This is a genomic window from Cellulomonas phragmiteti (assembly GCF_016862775.1).
Classification (GTDB): domain Bacteria; phylum Actinomycetota; class Actinomycetes; order Actinomycetales; family Cellulomonadaceae; genus Cellulomonas; species Cellulomonas phragmiteti.
In genome coordinates this window covers 1-22,500 of record NZ_BONP01000008.1, presented here as the reverse complement: position 1 = coordinate 22,500, position 22,500 = coordinate 1, and the positions used below count along the sequence as shown (strand labels likewise).

Below are 22,500 nucleotides of genomic sequence, written 5' to 3'. Positions count from 1 at the left end.
GTGGGCGGGCGGCTCACTTCTTCTTCGCGTCCTTGGCGTCCTTGCCGCCCCCGCCGTCGGAGGACAGCGCGGCGATGAAGGCCTCCTGCGGCACGTCGACCCGACCGATCGTCTTCATGCGCTTCTTGCCCTCCTTCTGCTTCTCCAGGAGCTTGCGCTTGCGCGAGATGTCGCCGCCGTAGCACTTGGCCAGGACGTCCTTGCGCATCGCCCGGATCGTCTCGCGCGCGATGATGCGCGAGCCGATCGCCGCCTGGATCGGCACCTCGAACTGCTGGCGCGGGATGAGGTCCTTGAGCTTGGCGGTCATCGAGACGCCGTAGGCGTACGCCTTGTCCTTGTGGACGATCGCGCTGAACGCGTCGACCTGCTCGCCCTGCAGCAGGATGTCGACCTTGACGAGGTCGGCGGCCTGGTCGCCCGTCGGCTCGTAGTCCAGGCTGGCGTACCCGCGCGTCTTGGACTTGAGGTGGTCGAAGAAGTCGAAGACGATCTCCGCCATCGGCAGCACGTAGCGCATCTCGACGCGCTCCTCGGACAGGTAGTCCATGCCCTGGAGCTCGCCGCGGCGGCCCTGGCACAGCTCCATGATCGTCCCGACGAACTCGCTCGGGGTGAGGATCGTGGCCTTGACCATCGGCTCGCGCACCTCGCGGATCTTGCCCGCCGGGTACTCGCTCGGGTTGGTGACGACGATCTCGGTGAGGTCCTCGAGCGTGACGTCGTAGATGACGTTGGGTGCCGTCGAGATGAGGTCGAGGTCGAACTCGCGCTCGAGCCGCTCCCGCACGATCTCGAGGTGCAGCAGGCCGAGGAACCCGACGCGGAAGCCGAATCCCAGGGCCACCGACGTCTCGGGCTCGTAGTTGAGCGCCGCGTCGTTGAGCTTGAGCTTGTCGAGCGCGTCGCGCAGCACCGGGTAGTCGGACCCGTCGATCGGGTAGAGACCGGAGAAGACCATCGGCTTGGGCTCGGAGTACCCGCCGAGCGCCACCGCCGCCGGCTTGGCGTTGTTGGTGACTGTGTCACCGACCTTGGACTGCCGGACGTCCTTCACCCCGGTGATGAGGTAGCCGACCTCCCCGACGCCCAGACCCTTGGTCGGGACGGGCTCCGGGGACGTCACGCCGATCTCGAGGAGCTCGTGCGTCGCGCGGGTCGACATCATGACGATCTTCTCGCGCGGGTCGAGGCGGCCGTCGACGACGCGGACGTACGTGACGACGCCGCGGTACGTGTCGTACACCGAGTCGAAGATCATGGCGCGCGCCGGCGCGCCCGCGTCGCCCACCGGCGACGGCACGAGCTGCACGATGCGGTCGAGCAGCGCCTCGACGCCCACGCCGGTCTTGCCGGAGACCTTGAGGACGTCCTCCGGGTCGCCGCCGACGAGGTTGGCGAGCTCCTCGGCGTACTTCTCGGGCTGCGCGGCGGGCAGGTCGATCTTGTTGAGGACGGGGATGACCTGCAGGTCGTTCTCCATCGCCAGGTACAGGTTGGCGAGCGTCTGCGCCTCGATGCCCTGCGCGGCGTCGACGAGCAGCACGGCACCCTCGCACGCGGCGAGCGAGCGGGACACCTCGTACGTGAAGTCGACGTGGCCGGGGGTGTCGATCATGTTGAGCGCGTACGGCTGCACGGTGCCGGACGCGTCCGCGACGCCCCACGGCATGCGCACGGCCTGCGACTTGATCGTGATGCCGCGCTCACGCTCGATGTCCATGCGGTCCAGGTACTGCGCGCGCATGGCCCGCGCGTCGACGACGCCGGTCAGCTGCAGCATGCGGTCGGCGAGCGTCGACTTCCCGTGGTCGATGTGCGCGATGATGCAGAAGTTGCGCAGCAGCTCGGGGGCGGTCGCCGCGGGGCGGATCCGCTCGGCGGCGGTGGCGGACGGGATCGGCAACTCGGCGTTCTCCGGCTTCTGGACGGTCGGTCGACGGTCGTCGACCACGGCTGGCGCACCGCCGCGGCGCCCGCGCGACCGGTGGTCGGCGGGATCCCGACCCGCGGTGGCGGGCCCGGCCCTGTCGGGCGTCGGTGGTGGGCACCACCATGGTCCCATGAAGCACGACGTGGACGCCGCACCGGCAGCCGTGGACCGGCCCGCCGCCGACCTGACGACGCTGGCGGTCCTGCAGGAGCAGTTCCTCACCACCATCGGGCAGGTCGACCCGTCGACCCGCGTCCCGTGGTGCGGCCGGTGGCGCGTGCAGCACCTCGTGGTGCACCTCGGCCGCATCCACCACTGGGCGGCGGGCCAGGCACGCCGCCGGCAGGAGACGCCGCTGGGGCGCGGACCCTTCGTCCTCGACGAGTTCTACGCGGCGCAGGCCACCGAGCTGCGCGAGACGCTCGCCGGCCTGGACCCCGACGCACCCGCGTGGACGCTCGACGACAGCGGCGTCGTGCGGTTCTGGCACCGCCGGCAGGTGCACGAGACGCTCGTGCACCTGTGGGACCTGCGGACCGCGGGCGGGCTGCACCTGGACGTGGCGCCCGGACTGTGGGCGGACACGGTCGACGAGGTCGTCCACGTGATGCAGCCCCGCCAGGTCGCGCTGGGACGCACTGCCCCGCTGCCCGTGCGGCTGACGCTCGTCGCGGCCGACGCGGGCCGGACCTGGACCCTGGACGCGGTCGACGAGGCGCCCGCGGTCGAGGTGGCCGGGCCCGCGGCCTCGCTCGCCCTGCTGGTGTGGGGGCGCACGACCCCCGACGACCGGGACCTCCGGGTCACGGGCGACCGCGCGGCCCTCCTCGCCGCGCTCGGGGCCGGCCTCACCCCCTGACACGCCGTGCGGTCCGGGGCCGCCGGCACACCTCAGGCCTCGCGCGTGATCCGCACCTGCACCACGAGGTCCTGCGTCTGCGGCCCGGCGTAGATGCCGCGCAGCGGTGGGACGTCGTCGTAGCAGCGTCCGCGCCCGAGCACCACGTGGTGCTCGCCGGCACGCACGCGGTTGGTCGGGTCGTACCCGGTCCACTCCCCCGTCCACCACTCGACCCACGCATGCGACTCGCCCGTGACCGTCGCGCCGATCTCGCCCGACGAGTCGGGGTGCAGGTAGCCGGAGACGTAGCGCGCCGGGATCCCGATCGCCCGCAGGGCACCCAGCGCGAGGTGGGCCATGTCCTGGCACACGCCCGTGCGCTTGGCCCACGCCTCGGTGGCCGGCGTGTGCACGGTGGTCACCCCCGGGATGTACTCCATCTCGTCGCGCAGCGCGCGGCACACCGCCTCGGCCGCGGCCGCGGGGTCCAGACCGTCGGCGACGCGGCGTGCGATCTGCACGACCTCGTCGGGCACCTCGGTCGCCGCCGTGTCCGCGAGCTGCTCGGAGAGCCGGTCGCGCACCTCCGCACCGTGCAGGACCTCCCAGTCCACCGACGAGGACGCCGCCGGACGCTCGACGACCTCGACGAGGTGCTCCGCGGTCAGCAGGAGCGACTGGTGCGGAGCGAGGACCTCGAACACCGTCACCTGCGTGCCCCAGTAGTCGCGGTAGTCGTGCATCCACGTCTGCGGGTGGACGTCGAGCCGCGACTCGAGGACCGCCTGGCCGGGCTGCGACAACGGCGTCATCCGGGCCTCGTTGTAGGACGCGACGACCGGGTCCGTGTACCGGAACGTCGACGTGTGGACGATCCGCAGCCTGCTCACAGTGCCTCCCCGACCCACGTCAGCTCCGCACCCGACGGGAAGTACCGCGCGCGGATCGCGTCGGACGCCGCCGAGCACGCCCGCTGCACGAGCTCCATCTCGCGCGGCAGCGCGTCGACGATCTCGAGCAGCGGCCGGTACTCCAGGTTGGTGCGCACCAGGCCGATGTGGCGCCGGGCGTCGTCGATCGTCGTCCGGTCCGCGATGGGCTCGAGCGCCGCCAGCGACGCCTCGGCCTGGTTGAGCGAGTACACGACGGACCGGGGGAAGAGCCGGTCGAGCAGCAGGAACCCGGCCGCGCGCTCGTCGGAGGTGTTGCCGCGGTACGTCCGCAGGAACGCCTCGTGCGCGCCGCACGAGCGCAGCAGCGTCGCCCAGCTCGGGCCGGCCGATCCCGCGAGCGCGCGCGTCGTGAGCAGCCGCGCGGTCATGTCGGCACGTTCGATGGAACGGCCCAGGACCATGAAGTGCCACGTGTCGTCGCGGGACGTCGTCGACTCGATGATCCCCGTGACGATCGCGGCCCGCTCGCGCACCCACGTGAAGTAGTCGTGCGGTCGCGCCGGGCGCATCTGCGACGGCAGCTGGTTCCAGCTGGCGTTGAGGCACTCCCACAGCTCGGTCGAGACGATCTCCCGCGCGCGGCGCGCGTTCTCCCGGGCGGCGACGAGCGCCCCGGCGATCGACGACGGCGAGAACCGGTCGTAGCCGAGGACGTCGAGCACGTGCTCGCGCCCGACGTCGAGGTCGGCCGGCGGGTCCGGGCGGTCCATCACGGACAGCAGCGACCGGCAGGCCAGGTCCTCCTCGGCCCACGGGTCCTCGAGCAGGATCTGCACGTGCACGTCGAGCAGCCGCGCGGTGTCGTCCGCACGCTCGACGTACCGGCCGATCCAGAACAGGGACTCCGCGATGCGGCTCAGCACGTCGATCCCCCCGTCGTCCGCTGCTGCTGCTGCTGCATGACCTGGCCGCGCACGTCGGACGGGTGGGAGTCGATCGGCACGGACGCGTCCTTCGGCACCGCCTGCGGCAGGGACTGGTGCTGCGTCTGGGCACGCCGGGGCACCCGTCCCCCGAGGACCCACGTGTCCTTCGAGCCGCCGCCCTGCGAGGAGTTGACGACGAGCTGCCCCTCGGGGAGCGCGACGCGGGTCAGCCCGCCGGGCAGGACGTAGACGGAGTCGCCGTCGTTCACCGCGAACGGCCGCAGGTCGACGTGCCGCGGCCGGAGCCCGTCCTCCACGAGCGTGGGGACCGTCGAGAGCTGGACGACCGGCTGGGCGATCCACCCGCGCGGGTCCTCGCGCAGCCGCCCGCGCAGCACGTCGAGCTCGGCACGGGTCGCCCGCGGGCCGACGACCAGGCCCTTGCCCCCGGACCCGTCGACCGGCTTGACGACGAGCTCGTCGAGCCGGTCGAGCACCTCCTCGAGCGCGCCGGGGTCCTCCAGGCGCCAGGTGTCGACGTTCGGCAGGATCGGCTCCTCCCCCAGGTGGTACCGGATGAGGTCCGGCACGTACGTGTACAGGAGCTTGTCGTCCGCCACCCCGTTGCCGATGGCGTTGGCGATGGTCACGTTGCCCAGCCGGGCGCACGTCATGAGGCCGGGGCACCCCAGCAGCGAGTCGGAGCGGAACGTCACCGGGTCGATGAACTCGTCGTCGACCCGGCGGTAGATGACGTCGACGCGCCGCCGCCCCTGCGTGGTGCGCATCCAGACCCGTCCGCCGGAGACGTACAGGTCGCGTCCCTCGACCAGCTCGACGCCCATCGTGCGGGCCAGGAGGGTGTGCTCGAAGTACGCGGAGTTGAAGACGCCCGGCGTGAGGACGACGACGGTCGGGTCGTCGACACCGTGCGGGGCCGCCGCCGTCAGCGCGGACAGCAGGCGGCGCGAGTAGTCCACGACGGGCCGGATCCGCAGCGCGGCGAACAGCTCGGGGAACGTCTGGGCCATCGCCCGACGGTTCGACAGGACGTAGCTCACACCGGACGGGACGCGCACGTTGTCCTCCAGCACGCGCCAGCCGCCCAACGAGTCGCGCACCAGGTCGATGCCCGAGACGTGCACCCGGACCCCGTTGGGCGGCTCGATGCCCCGCGCCGCGCGGTGGAAGTGCGTGGAGGACACCACGACCGAGCGCGGCACGACGCCGTCCGCGACCGCCTTCTGCGGCCCGTAGACGTCCGCGAGGAACGCCTCGAGGGCCCGGACGCGCTGCGAGACGCCCGGTGCGACGTGCTCCCACTCGTCGCCGCCCATCACCCGCGGGACGACGTCGAGCGGGAAGGGCCGCTCCTCGCCCGCGAAGTCGAACGTGACGCCCTGCTTGAGGTAGGAGCGCGCCAGGGTGTCGGCGCGTGCCCGCAGCTCACCTGCGGAGAGCTGGGCCAGCGCCGAGTGCACGTGCCGGTACGCCGTGCGCACCTCGCCCCCGGGACCGATCATCTCGTCCCAGGCGGTCCCCGCCGGGTAGTCGTCGAAGAGGTCCGCCATGGCGCGAATGTAGTCGGCCCGTGTCAACGTCGCGTTACGTGACACGACGACGCCGTCACGGCGCAGGACGCCGAGGCGGGCGCCGCGTCGCGCCTGCACGGCTGGTAGCATGTTGAACCGCGTGCCCGCCCGGGTCGGCGGGCGCGGGCGCAGGCCTTTCCCGCGGGTGTCCCCACGCCCCAGTCCTGGCGCTGCGCATGCCCTCTACGACCTGTCAGATCGCTTCGGCGACCTACCCAAGAGAGTCCACACGTGGCGAACATCAAGTCCCAGATCAAGCGCATCGGTACGAACGAGAAGGCTCGGCTGCGCAACAAGGCAGTGAAGTCCGAGCTCAAGACGTACGTCCGGCGCGTCCGCGAGGCCGTCGCCGGTGGCGACAAGGACGCAGCGAGCACCGCGCTCGTCGTCGCGGCCCGCAAGCTCGACAAGGCGGTGTCCAAGGGCGTGATCCACGCCAACCAGGCCGCCAACCGCAAGTCGGCGCTGTCGAAGGCCGTCAACAGCCTCTGAGGCGACCGCGCGCGGCTTCCACCCGCGCGCGTCGGGACGACGTCCCGCGACGAACGACGCAAGGGCGGCACCCCCTCGGGGGTGCCGCCCTTCGCGCTGTGCGGCCGGCTGAGCCGCCCACCCACTCAGCCGCCCACCAGATCAGCCGCCCAGGGACCACGTCTCCCGCGGCGCACCCGTCGGCACGGAGGGCTGGAAACCGGCCTCGCGCAGGGCACGGTCGAAGGCGCGGGCCGCCGCGTCGACGTCCCCGCGCCGCAGGTACCGGTCCCCGAGGTCGCGCCAGACGCCGGCCGAGTGCCGGGTGGCCGCCATCATGCCGAGCATGTCGGCGCCCCACTGGAACGCGGTGGACGCGCCCTCGTGGTCGCCGCGCGCGTCGAGCACGTCACCCAGCGCGATGTGCGCGGTCGCGGCCTCCAGGCGCGGGGAGTCCCCCAGCCCGGCCAGCGCGGCGCGCGCGTCGCTCTCCGCCGCCGCCTCGTCACCGAGCATGAGGTGCGCGCGCGACCGCTCGACCTGCAGCCGCGCGACGTCGAGGGCGGACCCGACGGCGTTCAGGCCGGGCTCCGCCCGGTCGATCTGCTCGAGCGCAGCGTGCGGGTCGGCCGGCTCGGAGCGCAGCAGCAGCCACGCGTAGTTGACCCGCAGACGCGGCAGGTCCCGGTCGGGCTCGCCCTCCGAGAGGAGCGCGAGGGCACGCTCCGTGTAGCGCTGGGCGAGCTCGTAGTCCCGCCGCTGCTCGGCCACGAGCGCGGCGTTCCAGTACACGCTGCCGCGGCCCCGCGGCGTGCCGAGCGACTCGGCCAGACGGACCAGCTCGGCGGCGCGGTGCGTCGCGTACAGCAGGTCGCCGCGCTCGACGTACGCCCAGAGGACGGTCGACGCCAGGCGCAGGTGCTCGTCGGTCCCGACCAGGTCGGCGCTGTCCAGGTCGGCGAGCGTGCGCTCCCCGACCTCCACCGCCCGGTGCAGGTCCCCGGCCTCGAGGTAGCACCCGACGAGTGCCGTGGTGAGCACGGCCGCCCGCAGGTGGTCGGGGCGCTGCTGGGTCTCGGCGAGCAGCGGCTCGAGCAGCGTGATCGCCGTCTCGAGCTCACCGAGGAGCTCGTGGGCGCGCGCGAGGGTCGACAGCGCCTCGACGCGCAGCACGGGGGTGACGACCGTCAGGTCGAGGGCCCCGATCCGGTGGACGGCACCGGCGGCGTCGCCGCTGGCCAGGTCCAGGCGCGCGTAGTCGAGCTCGAGCCGCGTCCGGGCCTCGTTGGGACCGTCCTCGCCGTGCTTGAGGAACTCCAGGGTCGTGCCGAGCCGCTCGGCGAGCACACCGAGCGCGGCGTCCGTGGGCTCACGGTGCCCGGCCTCGATGAGGGAGATGTAGCTGGGCGAGAACGCGTTCCCCGCCAGGGCCGTCTGGGAGAGCCCAGCGGCCAACCGCGACTCGCGCACACGGTCACCGATAGTCGTCATGAGAAGTCATTGTACGTATGACGTCCGTGATTGCCATCCCCCGTCGCGCACGGCGCGCCGGGGCTCCCACCCTGGGCAGGGTCGGAGGCCCCGGCGCGTGCCCGCACGGACGGGCGCGGTGCGCGACGACAGCTGTCGCGACACCGCACCCCTCGGGTCGATCAGCTCAGTGGAAGTCCTTGCAGCAGCCGCTGGCCCCGCCGTTGAGCGAGACGGAGGCAGTCACTGCCGGGGCACCGACGACGAGCGATCCAACGATGGTGAGAGCGGCGATTGCGCTGGTGAGGGCCTTCATGTCGTTCTCCTGTCAGAGACTCCGTGCTCCCTGGGGGCATGTCGCCGACGGCCCCGCCAGGTCGGGACACGTCGCCGACAGGGTGACACATTCCACCGGATCCGTGCGAACACCCCGACCACCCGATCGGGTGCGTCGAGATTCCACCCTGCGACCAGAACATCACATGTCCGGACTTGTGATGTCATAGTCGCCATGACATCGGACGACCCGGAGGCGACGGTCGCGCTGCTCGGCGCGGCGGTCGACGCGGCGATCCCGCGGGCGCTGCGGCGGGCGTGGGAGCAGCACCTCGCGCACGAGCCCGTGCTCGTCGCACGCCAGGGCATCTACTCCGCGCACGGGCGGCCGTTCGCCTACCAGTTCTCCTACCGGGCGCCCGGGCACCACCCGCAGCTCGCGCGGACGTGGGGACGCGCCGACCACGAGCGCGCCACCGACCACGTCCTGCGGGCGACGTTCGGCCGCGTCGACCTCGACGACGTGGCGCACGGACGCCTGCTCTTCGTCCGGTGCCCCCGCGCCCACCTCCTGGGCGAGCTGCCCCTGCCCGCACGGCCCGACCGCCTCGTCATCGAGGTCAGCACGACCACCGAGGTCGACGCTGCCGCGCTCGCCGGGTTGCGCCGCCTGCGTGAGCAGGGGTTCCGTGTCGCGCTCCCCTCGTTCACCGACCGCCCGGAGCAGCGCCGGCTGCTGCCGCACGTCGACTTCGTCAAGGTCGACGTGCGTGACCTCGACGTGGAGGGCCACCCCGTCGTCCGCGTCGCACGGTCGTTCGGCGCGACCCTCGTCGCCGAGTACGTCGAGTCCCCGGAGGTCCTGCGCCACGCCCGCGACCTCGGCTTCACCCTCTTCCAGGGGAACCTCATCGAGCGCGCCGGAGTGCTGGACCGCGCGGGCGCCCGGCTCGTCGGCCACTGACCGGCTCAGGCCGCGGTCACGACGTCACCGTTCCGGCTGCGGCCGCTCGGGTGACGCCCCGGACGAGGACGTCATGACCTCCTGCCCACCGCCGCACGGGCGGTGTGACCACGCTCGAGCGCCTCAGGCGTGACCAGTGGGGAGACCGGTGCCGGCGGTCCGACCGGCAGGGTCGGTCGCCGGGGGCCGGGCGAGGTCAGTCGCTCGGGGCAGACGTGCGCGACCGCTGCGCCGGGCTCACCGGTCCACCGCCGCCGCGACCCGCAGGACGGCACGCTCCACCGCGAACCGCGGGTCGCGCCCCTCCCCCTTGACCTCGGCGTCCGCCTGCGCGACCGCCGCGATGGCGACGGCGAGCCCCTCCGGGGTCCACCGGCGCAGGTCCTGCGCCGCACGGTCGACCTGCCACGGCGCCATGCCGAGCTCCCGAGCCGCAGCGGCACCCCGACCCCGCACCGCACCGACCTTCGCCAGGGTGCGCAGGCGTGCCGCGACCGCAGCGACCACCGGCACGGGGTCGAGCCCCGTGGCCAGCGCGTGCCGCAGCAGCGCGACCGCACGGCCGGCGTCCCCCGCGACCGCCGCGTCGGCCACCTGGAAGCCCGTCGCCTCCACGCGCCCGCCGTGGTAGCGCTGCACGGCGTCCTCACCGATCAGCCCGGTGGTGTCGGCCGCCAACTGGGCGCACGCGGCGGCGAGCTCGCGCAGGTCGGAGCCGACCGCGTCGACGAGCGCCCGCACCGCCCGCCCGTCGGCGCGCCGACCGGCACGCCGGAGCTCCTCGGACACGAACGACGCCTTGTCCGCGTCGCTGCGCACCTGCTCGCAGCCGACCGTGGGCACCTGCGCGCGCTTGGCGGCGTCGAGGAGCCGCTTGCCACGCTGCCCGCCCGCGTGCCGCAGCACGACCACGACGTCGGGGACCGGGGCCGCCAGGTACGCCTCGGCGTCGACGAGCAGCGCGTCGCCCGCGCGCTCGACGCCCTCGACCAGGAGCACCTTGCCCTCGGCGAACAGCGACGGGCTCGTCAGGACGGCCAGCTCGCCGGGCGCGTAGGTCGCCGCGTCCACGCGCGTCACCTCGACCTGGGGGTCCGACGCACGGGCCTGGGCGACGATGCGCTCGCACGCACGCTCGGCCAGGAGGTCCTCCGGGCCGCTGACCAGCACGACGGGGGCGGGCTCGGCCTGGGTCCACGGCACGCCGCCGGACGCGCCACCGGCTCGGCCACGCGCGGAGCCTGCCGTGCTGCGGGACGAGCGTGCGGGAGTGCGGGCGGCCACGGGCCCAGCCTGCCACGCGGCGCCGACAACGCCGGTACGCGCGTCCGACCGCCACTGTTCACCGGCCCGGCGGGCCGGGCGGACGCAGGACCAGTGCCGCCACCGCGAGCACGACCGTGGCCGCGGCCACGGCGCCCCCGGCTCCCGGCCACCACGCCAGCGCGGCGCCGGGCAGTCCCGACGTCCACCGCGCGACCGCCGCGATCCACCAGCAGGCCGCTCCCGCGCCGGCCGCCAGGACCGCGGCCCCCGACGGCCACGGGCCCGCGAGCAGGGCAGCGCCCAGGCCGAGCACCGTCGCGGGGGCCACCGCCGGCGCGACCGCGACGTTGGCGGCGACGGACCACGGGCCGAACGTCGGCCACAGCGCCAGCGTCACGGGCAGGCACCCGAGCTGAGCAGCGACCGGCGCGGCCAGCAGTGCGGCGACGTCCCGCCCGCAGCGCGGGGACCACCGCGCGACCATCGGCGCACCGAGCACCACCAGCCCGGCGGTCGCCCCGACCGACAGCGCGAACCCGACGTCGACCGCGAGCCACGGGTCCGCCACCAGGAGGACCACCACCGCGGCCGCGAGCGCCGCCGGGCCGGCGGAGCGCCGGCCCGCGAGCAGCCCGAGCAACCCGACGGCACCCATCACCGCGGCGCGCACGACGCTGGGCTCGGGACCGACGACGAGCAGCAGGCCGACGCCGGCAGCGCCCGCAGCCGCCACCCGCAGCGGCCGCGGCGCGCCCAGCGAGGCGGTCACGGCGAGCACCAGGGCCCCGACGATCGCGAAGTGCGCGCCCGACACCGCCATGACGTGGGCGAGCCCCGACGTCCGCATCGCCTCGACGAGGTCGGCCGGCACGTCGGCGGTGGACCCGACCGTCACGGCCGACAGCAGGCCACGGACGTCGGGGGGAAGGTCCCGCGCCACCTCCCGCGCGCCGAGGCGGACACGTGCTGCTCGCGCGGTGAGCCCGTGCGGACCCGCGGTGACGCGGGGCGCCCGGTCGGCCCGCAGCCGGACCGCGGCCCGGTCGCCCCGGGTCGTGGTGCTCGCGACACCGTGCAGGTGCACCGCGGAGCCGAGGACCGCCCCGGCCGGTGCCACGACCTCCACCGGACCGCGCACGCGGACCCACGCACCGTCCCGTCGGACGGCCGAGGCGGTCACGGTGAAGCGCTCGCGGGTGTCACCGGCCGCGGGGCGCGGCTCGGTCGACACCCGGCCGACGACCTCGACGGTGCGGCCGGTCGCTGCTGCCGCCAGCAGCGCGTGGGGCGCGCGGACCTGCTGGGCCGCGGCACCCGAGACGACCACGAGCGCGGCCGTCGCCAGGCAGAGCGCGACGGCGGGCAGGGCGCGCCGCGCCCCACCGCTCCGCCCGTCGTCGTCGACGACGGGCCGGCCGCCGCGGGGGCCACGCAGCACCCACCGGAGCGCGGCCGACACCACCGCCGCGCCCGCCAGCGCCAGCAGCCCGAGCGCGACCGGCCCGCCGCGGACCGCGGCGTGGGGCGCGTGCACCACGGCGAGCGCGGTGGCCCACGCGCAGAGCGCGGGCGGCACCAGGCGCAGGTCCGCCGCGGCCGCCGCTGCCGCCGGCCCGGGGCTCACACCCGGACCAGGGGTCGCAGGTCGGCCATCAGTGCCGGCCCGATGCCTGCGACGTCGTCGAGCTCGTCGACCGTCGCGAACGGACGCTCCTCGCGCCGCTGCACGATGCGTCCGGCGAGCACCGGGCCGACACCCGGCAGCTCCTGGAGCGCGGCGGCGTCCGCGGTGTTGAGGTCGACCAGGCCCTCGCCCGCGGGCCCGGCACCGCCGGGGTCCACGGCACCTCCGGGGTCCACCGCACCGACCACCGGCACGACCAGCTGCTCCCCGTCGGACAGGACCCGCGCGAGGTTGACGCGCGCGAGGTCCGCCTCGGGCACGTCGCCGCCCGCCGCGGCGATGGCGTCGCCGACCCGCGCACCGAGCGCGAGCCGCACGAGGCCGGGCTCCGCGACCGCGCCGACGACGTGGACCACCACGTGCTCGGGGACGTCCCCGGCGGGGCCGGCGCCCGGGGCGTCGTCCGCGGTCACGGCAGGGACCGGGACCTCGACCGCGTCGGCGCGGGGCGTCGAGGCGGACCGGAGCGCGACGCCCCCGGCGGCGATCGCCAGGACCAGGACCGCGGCACCCGTCGCACGCCACCCGGGCGCCCAGCGGACCCGCGGGACGTCGGGCGCGGCCGACGCGACGGCGGCGGCCGCGAGCGCCGACGGGACGCTCGGGTCCCACGGGCGCGACGCCTCGGCTGCCGGCGCGGGGCCGGGGGCGCCCGCGGTGCCGGTGACCGTCGACCCGTCGAGCGGCGCCGGTGCCGCGGGACGGGCGGGCACCGGGGCAGTGTCCACGGCCCCGTGCGGCACGGTCACGGGCGGGTCGGGCGTCCATCCGGCGGTCCGGGGCGGCACGGTCGCGTCCGCTGCGACACCGACACCGACACCGACACCGACACCGGCGCCAGCGACGGGGACGGCGGGGGGCGCGGACCCGCCGGGGTCCGGGAGGGTGGCCCCGGGACCGTCCTGCGACGCCGGGGCGTCCGTCAGGTGCGCGCCGAGGGCGGCGAGCCTGCGCGCGACGTCGGGCGGCACGCGGGAGCGGTCGAGTGGCACCGGCGTGACGCTAGGAGCGTCGGCTCGCGAGCAGGCGCCGGGGCGGCCGACCCGTGGACGACGCCGGCGCCGGGGTGGGCTGTGGGCGGCTCAGCGTCGCCCGGGAGCGGCGGCCTCGTCGTCGTGCGGGGCGGGAGCGGCCGGCTCGCCGTCGGCGACGACGACCGCCAGCAACCCCGGGCCGACGTGCGCGGCCAGCACCGCTCCCGCGTCCGCCACGAGGACGTCCGCGGGCCGCACGCCGGTCGCCGCGGCCAGGTGCGCCGCGAGCTCGGCGGCCACGTCGGGCGGGCCGACGTGGTGCACGGCGACGCGCGCCGACGGCCGGTCCGCGAGCTCGGCGAGCGCGAGCTGCTCGAGTCGCTCGCGCGCCGCGCGACGCGTGCGGACCTTCTCGCCCACCACCAGGCGGCCGTCCTGCACGGCGAGGATCGGCCGCAGGCCGAGCACGGTGCCGAGGGCGGCCGCCGCGGTGCCGAGCCGGCCGCCGCGCCGCAGGTGCTCGAGCGAGTCGACGAGGAACCAGACGCGGCTGCTCTCGGCCGCCGCAGCCGCGACGCCCGCGACCTGGGCGGCGTCGGGCCACACGGGCGCCGCAGCACCCCGGTGGACCGCCCGCGTCACCCAGCGTCGGACGGCACCGCCGACGCCGTCCTCGACGTCGGCGGGGTCGCCCGGGGCGGGGTCGAGAGGCGTCGCCGCGTACCGCGCGGCCGCGAGCGCCGCGAAGCCGAGCCCGAGCGCCGCGGTGCGCGAGTCCACGACCCGGACGGGCACCGGGCTGACGGTCGCGGCGGTCCGCGCGGAGCGCACCGTGCCGGACATCTCCCCCGACAGGTGGACCGACACGATCTCGTGGGCTCCCGCGGCGGCGGCACGCTCGTACGCCGCGGCGAACGCCGAGGGCGGCGGTTGCGACGTGGTGACCTTCGCGCCGCGCTCGAGGGCGCGGAGCAGCTGGTCGGGCGTCACGTCGACACCCTCGGCGTACCAGGCGCCGTCGATGCTGACGTCGAGCGGCACGACGTGCAGACCGGCGTCCCGCGCGAGCGCGGGCGGCACCGCGCACGTGGAGTCGGTGACGACCGCGACGCGGGGGGTCGGCACCGTGGCGGGGCTCAGGCGGGCACCACGTTGACGAGCCTCGGCGCGCGCACGACGACCGTGCGCACGTCCCGTCCGGCGAGGGCGCGCTGGACGCCGGCGTCCGCGAGCGCGAGCTCACGCAGCTCGGCGTCCCCCACGGACGGGGCGACCTCGGCACGGCCCCGGACCTTGCCCTGGACCTGGAAGACGCACGTGACGGTGTCCTCGACCAGGTACCGCTCGTCGGCCTGCGGGAACGCCGCGTGCACGACCGACTCGTCGTGGCCGAGGCGGGCCCAAAGCTCCTCGGTCACGTGCGGCGCGACGGGGGCGGTCATGACGACCAGCGCCTCGACGACCGTGCGGGGGCTGCGCTCGAGGGTGGTCAGGTGGTTGTTGAGGACGATCAGCTTGGCGATCGCGGTGTTGATCCGCATGTTCGTCATGTCCTCGCGCACGTCGGCGATCGTGCGGTGCAGGACGCGCAGCGTCTCGGTCGACGGCTCGTCGTCGGACACGACGAGCTCGCCCGTCGTCTCGTCGACGACGTTGCGCCACAGCCGCTGCAGGAAGCGCTGGGCACCCACGACGGCACGCGTCTCCCACGGGCGGGACAGGTCGAGCGGTCCCATCGACATCTCGTAGACGCGCAGCGTGTCGGCCCCGTACGCCTCGTACATCTCGTCCGGCGAGACGGCGTTCTTCAGCGACTTGCCGATCTTGCCGTACTCGCGGTGGACGGGCTGACCGTCCCACGTGAAGCCGGTGACGGACGCCTCGTCCTCCACGACCTCGGCCGCCGGCACGTAGACGCCGCGCTCGTCGGTGTACGCGTACGCCTGGATGTAGCCCTGGTTGAAGAGCTTGTGGAACGGCTCCGCGCTGCGGACGTGCCCCAGGTCGTAGAGGACCTTGTGCCAGAACCGGGCGTACAGCAGGTGCAGGACGGCGTGCTCCACGCCGCCGACGTACAGGTCGACGCCACCGGTCGACCCGGCGGGCTGCGCACCGTGCCCCGGGCCCATCCAGTAGGCCTCGAGCTCGGGGTCGATCAGCACGTCGTCCGAGCGCGGGTCCAGGTAGCGCAGGTAGTACCAGCACGAGCCGGCCCAGTTGGGCATGGTGTTGGCGTCGCGCCGGTAGCGCCTCGGGCCGTCGCCCAGGTCGAGCTCGACGTGCAGCCAGTCGGTGTTGCGGCCCAGCGGCGGCTCGGGCTCGGAGTCCGCGTCGTCCGGCGCGTACGTGCGCGGCGAGAAGTCGGGGACCTCGGGCAGCTCGACGGGCAGGGCCGAGTCGGGCAGGGCGATGGGGGTGTCGTGCTCGTCGTAGACGATGGGGAACGGCTCGCCCCAGTAGCGCTGCCGGCTGAACAGCCAGTCGCGCAGCCGGTAGGTGACGGTGCCCTCGCCGACGCCCTTGGCGCTCAGCCACTCGACGATGCGCTCCTTGGCCTCGGCCACGTCCAGCCCGTCGAGGCTGATCTCGTCGTTCGAGGAGTTGATCACCGCGCCGGCGCCCGTGCGCGCACCCGGCGGCGTGCCCTCCGGGGCGTCGACGGTGTAGACGACCGGCAGCCGGAACGCCTCGGCGAACTGGAAGTCGCGCTCGTCGCCGCCCGGGACCGCCATGATGGCGCCCGTGCCGTAGCCCATGAGCACGTAGTCGGCGGTGAAGACCGGCAGCAGGTCGCCGTTGACCGGGTTGGCGGCCAGGTGACCCGTGAAGACACCCGTCTTGCGCCCGGCGTCCTGCTGCCGCTCGACGGCCGTCTTGGCCGCGGCCTGCCGGCGGTAGTCGGCCACCGCGTCCGCCGGCGAGGCGTGGCCGCCCGTCCAGGCGCTCGACGTGCCGTCGGGCCACGCCTGCGGCACCTCGTCCAGCAGCGGGTGCTCGGGCGACACGACGAGGAACGTGGCCCCGAACAGCGTGTCGGGGCGGGTCGTGAACACCTCGACCTGCTCACCGCCCTGGACGGCGAACCGCACCCGCGCGCCGGTCGATCGCCCGATCCAGTGCCGCTGCATGGACTTGACCTTCTCGGGCCAGTCGATGCGCTCGAGGTCGTCGGTCAGGCGGTCGGCGTAGGCGGTGATGCGCATGTTCCACTGGCGCAGGTTGCGCTGGAAGACCGGCATGTTGCCACGCTCGGAGCGCCCCTCGGACGTGACCTCCTCGCTGGCCAGCACCGTGCCCAGCCCCGGCGCCCAGTTGACGGGCGTCTCGGACAGGTACGCCAGGCGCTGCACGTCGACCACGCGGCGGCGCGTGACGTCGTCCAGGTCAGCCCAGGTCGCCCCCGCCGGGACGCCCTCGACGTCGGTGGGTAGCGCCCGCGTGCCCGCGGCGTACTCCTCGACCAGCTCGGACACCGGGCGGGCCCGGCCCGTGCCGCCGTCGGGGCGCACGGCGTCCTCGTCGTACCAGGACTCGAAGATCTGCAGGAAGATCCACTGCGTCCAGCGCACGTAGTCGGCGTCGATCGTCGCGAACGAGCGTCGCGGGTCGTGCGCGAGGCCCAGGCGGCGCAGCTGCCGCTGCATGATCGCGATGTTCGCCTCGGTCGTCACGCGGGGGTGCTGCCCGGTCTGCACGGCGAACTGCTCGGCGGGCAGGCCGAACGCGTCGAACGCGAGGGCGTGCAGCACGTTGTCGCCGCACATGCGCCGGAAGCGACCGACGACGTCCGTCGCGATGTAGCCCAGGGGGTGCCCGACGTGCAGGCCGGCGCCCGACGGGTACGGGAACATGTCCATGACGAAGAACGGCCGCGCGCCGGGGTCGGCGTGGCGACCCTGACCGTCCGTGAGCGGCCCGACGGGGTTCGGCGTGAAGAACGTGCCGCGCCGCTCCCACTCGTCCTGCCACCGCAGCTCGATCTCCTGGGCGAGGGCGGCGGTGTAGCGGAAGGGGACGTCGTCGGGGGCCGGGGTCGGGGACTGGTCGCTCACCGGGGAATCGTACCGACGCGCGGCGCACCCCACGCGCGCGGGGCGCCCGGGTCCACCGCCGGCGGGACGCCGACGGCACGGGTCAGCCGCGTGCGGCGAGCCAGATCGCGCTCGCGGCGACCTCGCCGAGCTCGACGCGGTCCGGCGCCCCGTCGATCCGCACGCTGACGACGCCGGTGACGGCACGCCGCTCCTCGAGGGCGACCGGGGCGTCGAGGACCAGCCCGACACCCTCGAGGTACCGCAGCAGCTCGGGATCCGCGTCGGAGATCCGCGCGACCCGGTACTCCCCCGTCTCGACCTCCCACATGGCACGCGCGTCCGGCAGGTGGACCGTGCCGTCCGCCGCCGGGATCGGGTCGCCGTGCGGGTCCCGGTCCGGGTGACCGAGCAGGGCGGCGACCCGCTCGACGAACCGGTCGCTGACGGCGTGCTCGAGCACCTCCGCCTCGTCGTGCACCTCGTCCCAGCCGTAGCCCAGCCTCTCGACGAGGTAGGTCTCGATCAGCCGGTGCCGGCGGACCATCGCGACCGCGTGCGCACGCCCCGACGCGGTGAGCTCGACCGCGCCGTAGGGGCGGTGCGAGACCAGGCCCGCGTCGGCGAGCCGCTTGACGGTCTCCGAGACGGTCGACGCGCCGACGCCGAGCCTGCTCGCGAGCAGCTTCGTCGTCACCTGGACGTCGGACCACTCCTGGGCGCCCCAGATGACCTTGAGGTAGTCCTGGGTCACCGCGGACAGGGGTGCAGGGCTCTCCGTCACGACGACCAGCGTAGAGGGCTCACCGCCCGTCGACGCTCCAGTGCCACGGCTCCGAGGGCAGGTTCCGCAGCCCGTACGCACCGGCGTGCTCGACCAGCCACGCGTACGCCGGGGACCCGGCGGACACCGTGCGGCCCCCCACCGTGAAGTCGACGGCGAGCCCCCGCTCGTGGCGCGAGCTGCCCGGTCGCGCCGTGCTCGGCGAGCACGCCGACGCGGGGACGTCGAACACCTCGGCGTCCGTGGGTCCGCAGTGGGCGCGCCGGAGCGCGACCTGCTGCGCGCTGCTGCGCCACCCGCCACCACCCAGCACGACGCCGTCCGCCCGGGCCGCGGCCACGAGCGCGTCGAGCGACCCGGCGAGGCACGGGTGCACACGGATCCCGCTGCGCGAGCGCACCACGTCCGCCTCCGCCACCGGCGCGTCCACCAGGGCGCAGTCCGTGGGCGGCGGCACCGCCGGCGCGGGGGTCGCCGCCACGAGCTCCGCGGGCACCGCCACCTGCCACAGGACCTCGCCCCGCGGCGCGACGAGCAGCACCGCCGTCTCCTCGAGGACGAGCCGCGCACCCGCACGTCCACCCGTCGCCGTGCTCCACACGGGTGCCCCGGCACCGTCGAGCAGCAGCAGGTCGCCGTCGTCGCTCACCTGCAGGGTCCGCGCCGCTGCGGCCGGCGAGGACCAGAAGGGGCGGCCCCGCCACGTCGCGACGAGCGCACCGCCCGTCACCGACACCCCGAGGTGCCCGGACGGCGAGCCCAGGGAGGCCCCCTCGCCGAGCACGGCGCCCGGGTCGAGCGTCGACGGGCCGATCGCCGTGCCCGCGCGCCAGACCGGCTCGTCCTCGTCGTCCAGCAGTACGAGGTCCCCGTCGTCCTGCACCACGAGCGTCACCGCGCCGCGTCCGGCGGTACGGCTGCGCCACACCGCGCCACCGTCAGCCCCGCGCGCCACGAGGTCACCGTCCGCGCGCAACTCGAGGGCGACCGTCGGCTGCGCTGCGGCGTCCGCGCCGCCCGGTGCCCACCGCACGGAGCTGTCGGGACCTCGCAGCTGGACGCCCCCGTCACCGTCCACCAGCAGCGTGTGCCGGCCGTCGGGCGAGGACAGCAGGTCACCGTCGTCCAGCCGGCCCGGTGCGTCGAGCACCGCGGGGGCGCGTCCCGTCCCGCTGCTCCACACGACACCGCCGTCGGGGTCCTCCACGACGACGTCGCCGTCGTCCCGCAGCCGCAGCGTCCCGCCCGACCCGCCGGTCGCGGTGCTCCACAGCACCGCGCCGTCGGGGGCGACGAGCAGCACGTCGCCCGTCGCGTCGGTCGTGAGCGTGGCTCCGGGGACGCCGCGGCCGGTGGACCAGCGCACCTGGTCGTCGAGCGCGTACAGCCCGAGCGCACCGTCGGGCTGCACGACGAGCACGTCGCCGCCGGCGGGCGCGAGCAGCGCCTGCCCGGGGCCGAGCCGCTCCCCCGGACGCAGCACGTCCTCGCCCGGACCGGCGGACGCGGGCCCGGCCACGGCGAGCACCAGCACCGCGGTGACCACCGCGACCGTCGTCCGCCGCACACCGACCCCCCGGGGTGACGCCCCGCGCGGCACGCCGGTGGGCCGCGTGCGGGACGCACCCGACCAGGCGATCACCCGGACGGCGGATGCGCAACAGGTCGCGCGGGGTTTCATCCGCGGGACGACGGGTGGCGCGCGTCAGCCCTGCGGCGCGGGCCCGCCCCCGGGCACGGGGACGCCGGCGCCCGGGCCGTCGACGGCCTCGTCCTCGTCCTGCGGCACGACGACCGCGGGCCAGGGCTGGGGACGCCCCACGGTGACGGTGGCGTCCGGCGAGACGCGCACGACCTGGTACTGGACGACCAGCCGCGAGTCCGGGTCGACGCGCAGGACCGTCATCTCGGCCACCCCGCGCAGCGGGCCGACCGTGGGCTGGTTGAGCGTCGCCCCCGCGGTGCTCGACGAGACGTACCGCACGCCGAGCCCGACCTGCTCGGGGCCGATGCGCCGGTGGTAGTGCCCGGACACCTGTGCCGGGACGCAGCCCCGGTCGAGCGCGGCGTCACCGACGGTCGGGGTGTGGATGAGGAGCAGGTCGACCGCGCCGTCGTCGCACGCGACGTCCGCGAGGCGCCGCCCCGCCTCGGCCGGCGTCTCGTCGACGCCCGCCACGGTCCCGCCGCCTCCCACGCGCGTCTCGTTCGGATCGCTGTCCCCCAGGATGCGCACCCCGGCGACCTCCAGGACGGAGCCGTCGAGGACGGTGGCGCCGGCGCGCGCGTAGTTCGCGGTGGTCTCGCGCGAGTCGTGGTTGCCCGGCGAGGTCACGAGCGGCACGCCCGGCGGCACGGCGCGCGCGAACGACGTGACGCAGTACTGCTCGACCGACGTCCCGTTCATCGTCGTGTCACCCGCGTCGAGCACCGCGTCGGCGCCGGCGAGCTCCGCGAGCGTCCCGATCAGCGGGGCCATCCCGACGTTGCAGTGCAGGTCCGAGACGACGAGGAGCACCACGGGGTCCGCCGCGGGCGTCGGCGTGGGCGTGGGGCTCGGGGTCGGGGTCGGGCTCGGGGTCGGCGCCTCGCCGTCCGTCGCCGCGTCGGCGGACCCGGTCCCGGCGTCCTCGTCCTGCCCCTCGGGCGCGGTCGCGCCGTCCACGGGCTCCGGCGCCGCGTCACCGGGCCCGTCCGTGGTCGTGCGCGCCGCGCGCTGCGCGGCTGCGCGCTCCGCCGCGTCCCGGCGCTCCGCCTCGTCCGCCCGGCGCTCCTCGTCGGCCTCCCACTCCTGCCAGGCGACGACCAGAGCCTCGTCCGCGCCGCGGTAGAAGTCCTCGTTGGCCCGCCAGGCGTCCAGCGCGTACCCGCCGTACGTGTCGATGACGCCGCCGAGCCGGCCCGTCACCCGCGCACCTGCCAACGGCGTGCCCTCGAACACGGCGGACGCCACCGGCCGGGACGCGGGGCGGTCACCGGGTCCGACGCTGGAGGTCAGCACGGTCGTGCCGACGACGACGACCACGAGCCCCGCCCGCAGGGGACGCCCGCGCGCACTCAGGTGGGCGAGCAGCTCGCGTCGCCGGTCGCCGCCGAGCAGCAGCGATCCCAGCCACCAGACGCCCACCAGCACGACGAACGCGACGACGGCACGCGCCACGGCGTCGGCGACCAGCGCGTACCCGACGTCCCGCACCGCGGCGGCCGGACCCGAGAAGAAGGCCACGTAGGCGTTGAGGTCCTCGCTCAGCGCCTGCAGCGTGCGCGCCTCGCCGAGCTCCGTGACGCTCGCCGGGATCTCCTGGACCGTCGCGCGGATCCCCAGGGTGGCCGGCAGCGGCGAGTCGATCTGCAGGGTGCCCAGCGGCCCGAAGTCGATGGTGACGGTCGCGTCCGTCGTGACGTCGTACCGGGTCACGTGGGGCCCGAGGGCCGACTGCACCGACGCGGTCGTCACCCCGAACACCACCGAGGCCAGCAGCCCGGCGACGACCAGCCCGACCATCGGCAGCCAGCCGTGCCGGGGCCGCCACCCGCGCACCGACCGCACCGCGCGGACGGCGCCCCGCCGGGCGCGCCCCAGGAGGCGGGCAGCCGTCGCTCCGGTCGTCGGGTCCGTGGTCGGGTCGGTGGTCGGGTCGGTCATCGGTGCCGAGCCTAGACGCGGTCGCGCACGTCAGCGCGGCCGCGGTCGCGTGGCGCCGGGTGAGGTGCGCGCCACGGCAGCGGGGGGATCAGGCGCGCTCGTCGCGCCAGCGGACCCACGCGGCGGCGTGGGTGAGGTCGTAGTCCGGGCCGCTGGTGCTGCACGTGACCAGCCGGACGCCCGCCGCCACCAGCTCGGCGCCGACCTCGCCGGGGTCGGCGCCGTCCACGGCCGTGGACCGCGTCACCAGCGCAGCGGTGTCCCGGCCCACGGCGGAGCCGTGCTCGTCGAGGATCGCGCTCTTGCGTCGCAGGGTGTCGATGTCGCCGAACGAGTGCCAGATGTCCGCGTGCTCCGCGACGACGCGCAGCGTCTTGCGCTCACCGCCCCCGCCGATCATCACCGGGATGTCGCGCGTCGGTGCGGGGTTCATGGCCGCCCACCGCGCACGGATCCGCGGCATCGCCTGCGCGAGGTCCGCGATCCGTGACCCCGCGGTGCCGAAGTCGTACCCGTACTCGACGTAGTCCCGCTCGAACCACCCCGCCCCGATCCCCAGGATCAGCCGCCCGCCGCTGATGTGGTCGACCGTGCGCGCCATGTCCGCGAGCAGGTCGGGGTTGCGGTAGGAGTTGCAGGACACCAGCGCACCGATCTCGACGCGGCTGGTCTGCTCCGCCCAGGCCCCGAGCATCGTCCAGCACTCGAAGTGCCGACCGTCGGGGTCGCCCGACAGCGGGAAGAAGTGG

Annotated in this window: 18 protein-coding genes; 3 read left to right on the top strand and 15 right to left on the bottom strand. The window is 75.2% G+C overall.

What is annotated here, in order from left to right; translation table 11 throughout:
* Positions 1-13: 13 nt before the first annotated feature.
* A complete protein-coding gene (gene lepA / locus Cph01nite_RS08385; protein WP_275407394.1) occupies positions 14-1,906 on the bottom strand; it encodes a translation elongation factor 4 in 1,893 nt (630 codons plus the stop codon).
* Between the two features lie 157 nt (positions 1,907-2,063).
* Here lepA and Cph01nite_RS08380 point away from each other — a divergent pair, with 157 nt between their 5' ends.
* On the top strand, positions 2,064-2,792 hold the full coding sequence (locus tag Cph01nite_RS08380) for a maleylpyruvate isomerase family mycothiol-dependent enzyme (RefSeq protein WP_203673188.1): 729 nt from the start codon (positions 2,064-2,066) through the stop codon (positions 2,790-2,792).
* Positions 2,793-2,824: 32 nt separating this feature from the next.
* On the opposite strand, the gene Cph01nite_RS08375 is transcribed toward Cph01nite_RS08380, so the two are convergent.
* The 3 genes from Cph01nite_RS08375 to Cph01nite_RS08365 are packed head-to-tail and all read right to left on the bottom strand — an operon-like array spanning position 2,825 to position 6,164.
* Entirely contained in the window at positions 2,825-3,664 is an 840-nt protein-coding gene (locus tag Cph01nite_RS08375) for a transglutaminase family protein (RefSeq protein WP_203673187.1), read from the bottom strand.
* Complete coding sequence (locus Cph01nite_RS08370) at positions 3,661-4,590, bottom strand: alpha-E domain-containing protein (RefSeq protein WP_203673185.1); 930 nt, start codon at positions 4,588-4,590, stop codon at positions 3,661-3,663. Before Cph01nite_RS08370 ends, Cph01nite_RS08375 begins: the two co-directional genes overlap by 4 nt.
* A complete protein-coding gene (locus Cph01nite_RS08365) occupies positions 4,584-6,164 on the bottom strand; it encodes a circularly permuted type 2 ATP-grasp protein (protein WP_203673183.1) in 1,581 nt (526 codons plus the stop codon). Before Cph01nite_RS08365 ends, Cph01nite_RS08370 begins: the two co-directional genes overlap by 7 nt.
* 252 nt (positions 6,165-6,416) lie before the next feature.
* Here Cph01nite_RS08365 and rpsT point away from each other — a divergent pair, with 252 nt between their 5' ends.
* Positions 6,417-6,677 carry a 30S ribosomal protein S20 gene (rpsT, locus tag Cph01nite_RS08360; RefSeq protein ID WP_203673182.1) on the top strand — a complete coding sequence of 87 codons (261 nt, stop codon included), beginning with the start codon at positions 6,417-6,419 and terminating at the stop codon, positions 6,675-6,677.
* Between the two features lie 141 nt (positions 6,678-6,818).
* Here rpsT and Cph01nite_RS08355 read toward each other — a convergent pair whose 3' ends face one another.
* Together Cph01nite_RS08355 and Cph01nite_RS19225 are read right to left on the bottom strand one after the other, a co-directional pair.
* The gene (locus Cph01nite_RS08355; RefSeq protein ID WP_203673180.1) at positions 6,819-8,147 is read right to left on the bottom strand and encodes a helix-turn-helix domain-containing protein; all 1,329 of its coding nucleotides are present in this window, start codon (positions 8,145-8,147) and stop codon (positions 6,819-6,821) included.
* A gap of 166 nt (positions 8,148-8,313) precedes the next feature.
* Positions 8,314-8,442, bottom strand: coding sequence for a hypothetical protein (locus Cph01nite_RS19225; protein ID WP_275407392.1), 129 nt, complete (start codon positions 8,440-8,442; stop codon positions 8,314-8,316).
* 195 nt (positions 8,443-8,637) lie between these two features.
* On the opposite strand from Cph01nite_RS19225, the gene Cph01nite_RS08350 reads away from it, so the two are divergent.
* On the top strand, positions 8,638-9,366 hold the full coding sequence (locus Cph01nite_RS08350) for an EAL and HDOD domain-containing protein (RefSeq protein WP_203673178.1): 729 nt from the start codon (positions 8,638-8,640) through the stop codon (positions 9,364-9,366).
* Positions 9,367-9,603: 237 nt separating this feature from the next.
* On the opposite strand, the gene holA is transcribed toward Cph01nite_RS08350, so the two are convergent.
* The 9 genes from holA to Cph01nite_RS08305 form a co-directional block, all read right to left on the bottom strand.
* Positions 9,604-10,569 (bottom strand): DNA polymerase III subunit delta, encoded by a 966-nt coding sequence (gene holA / locus Cph01nite_RS08345; protein ID WP_239069153.1) that lies wholly within the window; start codon positions 10,567-10,569, stop codon positions 9,604-9,606.
* Positions 10,570-10,708: 139 nt separating this feature from the next.
* On the bottom strand, positions 10,709-12,256 hold the full coding sequence (locus Cph01nite_RS08340) for a ComEC/Rec2 family competence protein (RefSeq protein ID WP_203673176.1): 1,548 nt from the start codon (positions 12,254-12,256) through the stop codon (positions 10,709-10,711).
* Positions 12,253-13,029: a ComEA family DNA-binding protein gene (locus Cph01nite_RS08335; RefSeq protein ID WP_203673168.1), complete on the bottom strand. Its 777-nt coding sequence runs from the start codon at positions 13,027-13,029 to the stop codon at positions 12,253-12,255. Before Cph01nite_RS08335 ends, Cph01nite_RS08340 begins: the two co-directional genes overlap by 4 nt.
* A gap of 369 nt (positions 13,030-13,398) precedes the next feature.
* On the bottom strand, positions 13,399-14,415 hold the full coding sequence (locus Cph01nite_RS08330; protein WP_203673167.1) for a DegV family protein: 1,017 nt from the start codon (positions 14,413-14,415) through the stop codon (positions 13,399-13,401).
* A gap of 11 nt (positions 14,416-14,426) precedes the next feature.
* Positions 14,427-17,342 carry a leucine--tRNA ligase gene (gene leuS / locus Cph01nite_RS08325; protein WP_203673166.1) on the bottom strand — a complete coding sequence of 972 codons (2,916 nt, stop codon included), beginning with the start codon at positions 17,340-17,342 and terminating at the stop codon, positions 14,427-14,429.
* Between the two features lie 82 nt (positions 17,343-17,424).
* Positions 17,425-18,105, bottom strand: a complete 681-nt coding sequence (locus Cph01nite_RS08320; RefSeq protein WP_203673165.1) for a metal-dependent transcriptional regulator — start codon at positions 18,103-18,105, stop codon at positions 17,425-17,427.
* Positions 18,106-18,124: 19 nt separating this feature from the next.
* Positions 18,125-19,672, bottom strand: coding sequence for a D-alanyl-D-alanine carboxypeptidase family protein (locus Cph01nite_RS08315; protein WP_203673163.1), 1,548 nt, complete (start codon positions 19,670-19,672; stop codon positions 18,125-18,127).
* 138 nt (positions 19,673-19,810) lie between these two features.
* Positions 19,811-21,751: a metallophosphoesterase family protein gene (locus Cph01nite_RS08310; protein ID WP_239069138.1), complete on the bottom strand. Its 1,941-nt coding sequence runs from the start codon at positions 21,749-21,751 to the stop codon at positions 19,811-19,813.
* Positions 21,752-21,839: 88 nt separating this feature from the next.
* The coding region (locus tag Cph01nite_RS08305) for an LLM class F420-dependent oxidoreductase (RefSeq protein ID WP_203673161.1) at positions 21,840-22,500 on the bottom strand (661 nt) is incomplete at its 5' end.

Bases quoted from the DNA above. Each gene is read 5' to 3' on its own strand.
- Cph01nite_RS08380 (WP_203673188.1), top strand. From the start codon at position 2,064: ATGAAGCACGACGTGGACGCCGCACCGGCAGCCGTGGACCGGCCCGCC.
- Cph01nite_RS08365 (WP_203673183.1), bottom strand. From the start codon at position 6,164: ATGGCGGACCTCTTCGACGACTACCCGGCGGGGACCGCCTGGGACGAG.
- Cph01nite_RS08355 (WP_203673180.1), bottom strand. From the start codon at position 8,147: ATGACGACTATCGGTGACCGTGTGCGCGAGTCGCGGTTGGCCGCTGGG.
- Cph01nite_RS19225 (WP_275407392.1), bottom strand. From the start codon at position 8,442: ATGAAGGCCCTCACCAGCGCAATCGCCGCTCTCACCATCGTTGGATCG.
- Cph01nite_RS08350 (WP_203673178.1), top strand. From the start codon at position 8,638: ATGACATCGGACGACCCGGAGGCGACGGTCGCGCTGCTCGGCGCGGCG.
- Cph01nite_RS08310 (WP_239069138.1), bottom strand. From the start codon at position 21,751: ATGACCGACCCGACCACCGACCCGACCACGGACCCGACGACCGGAGCG.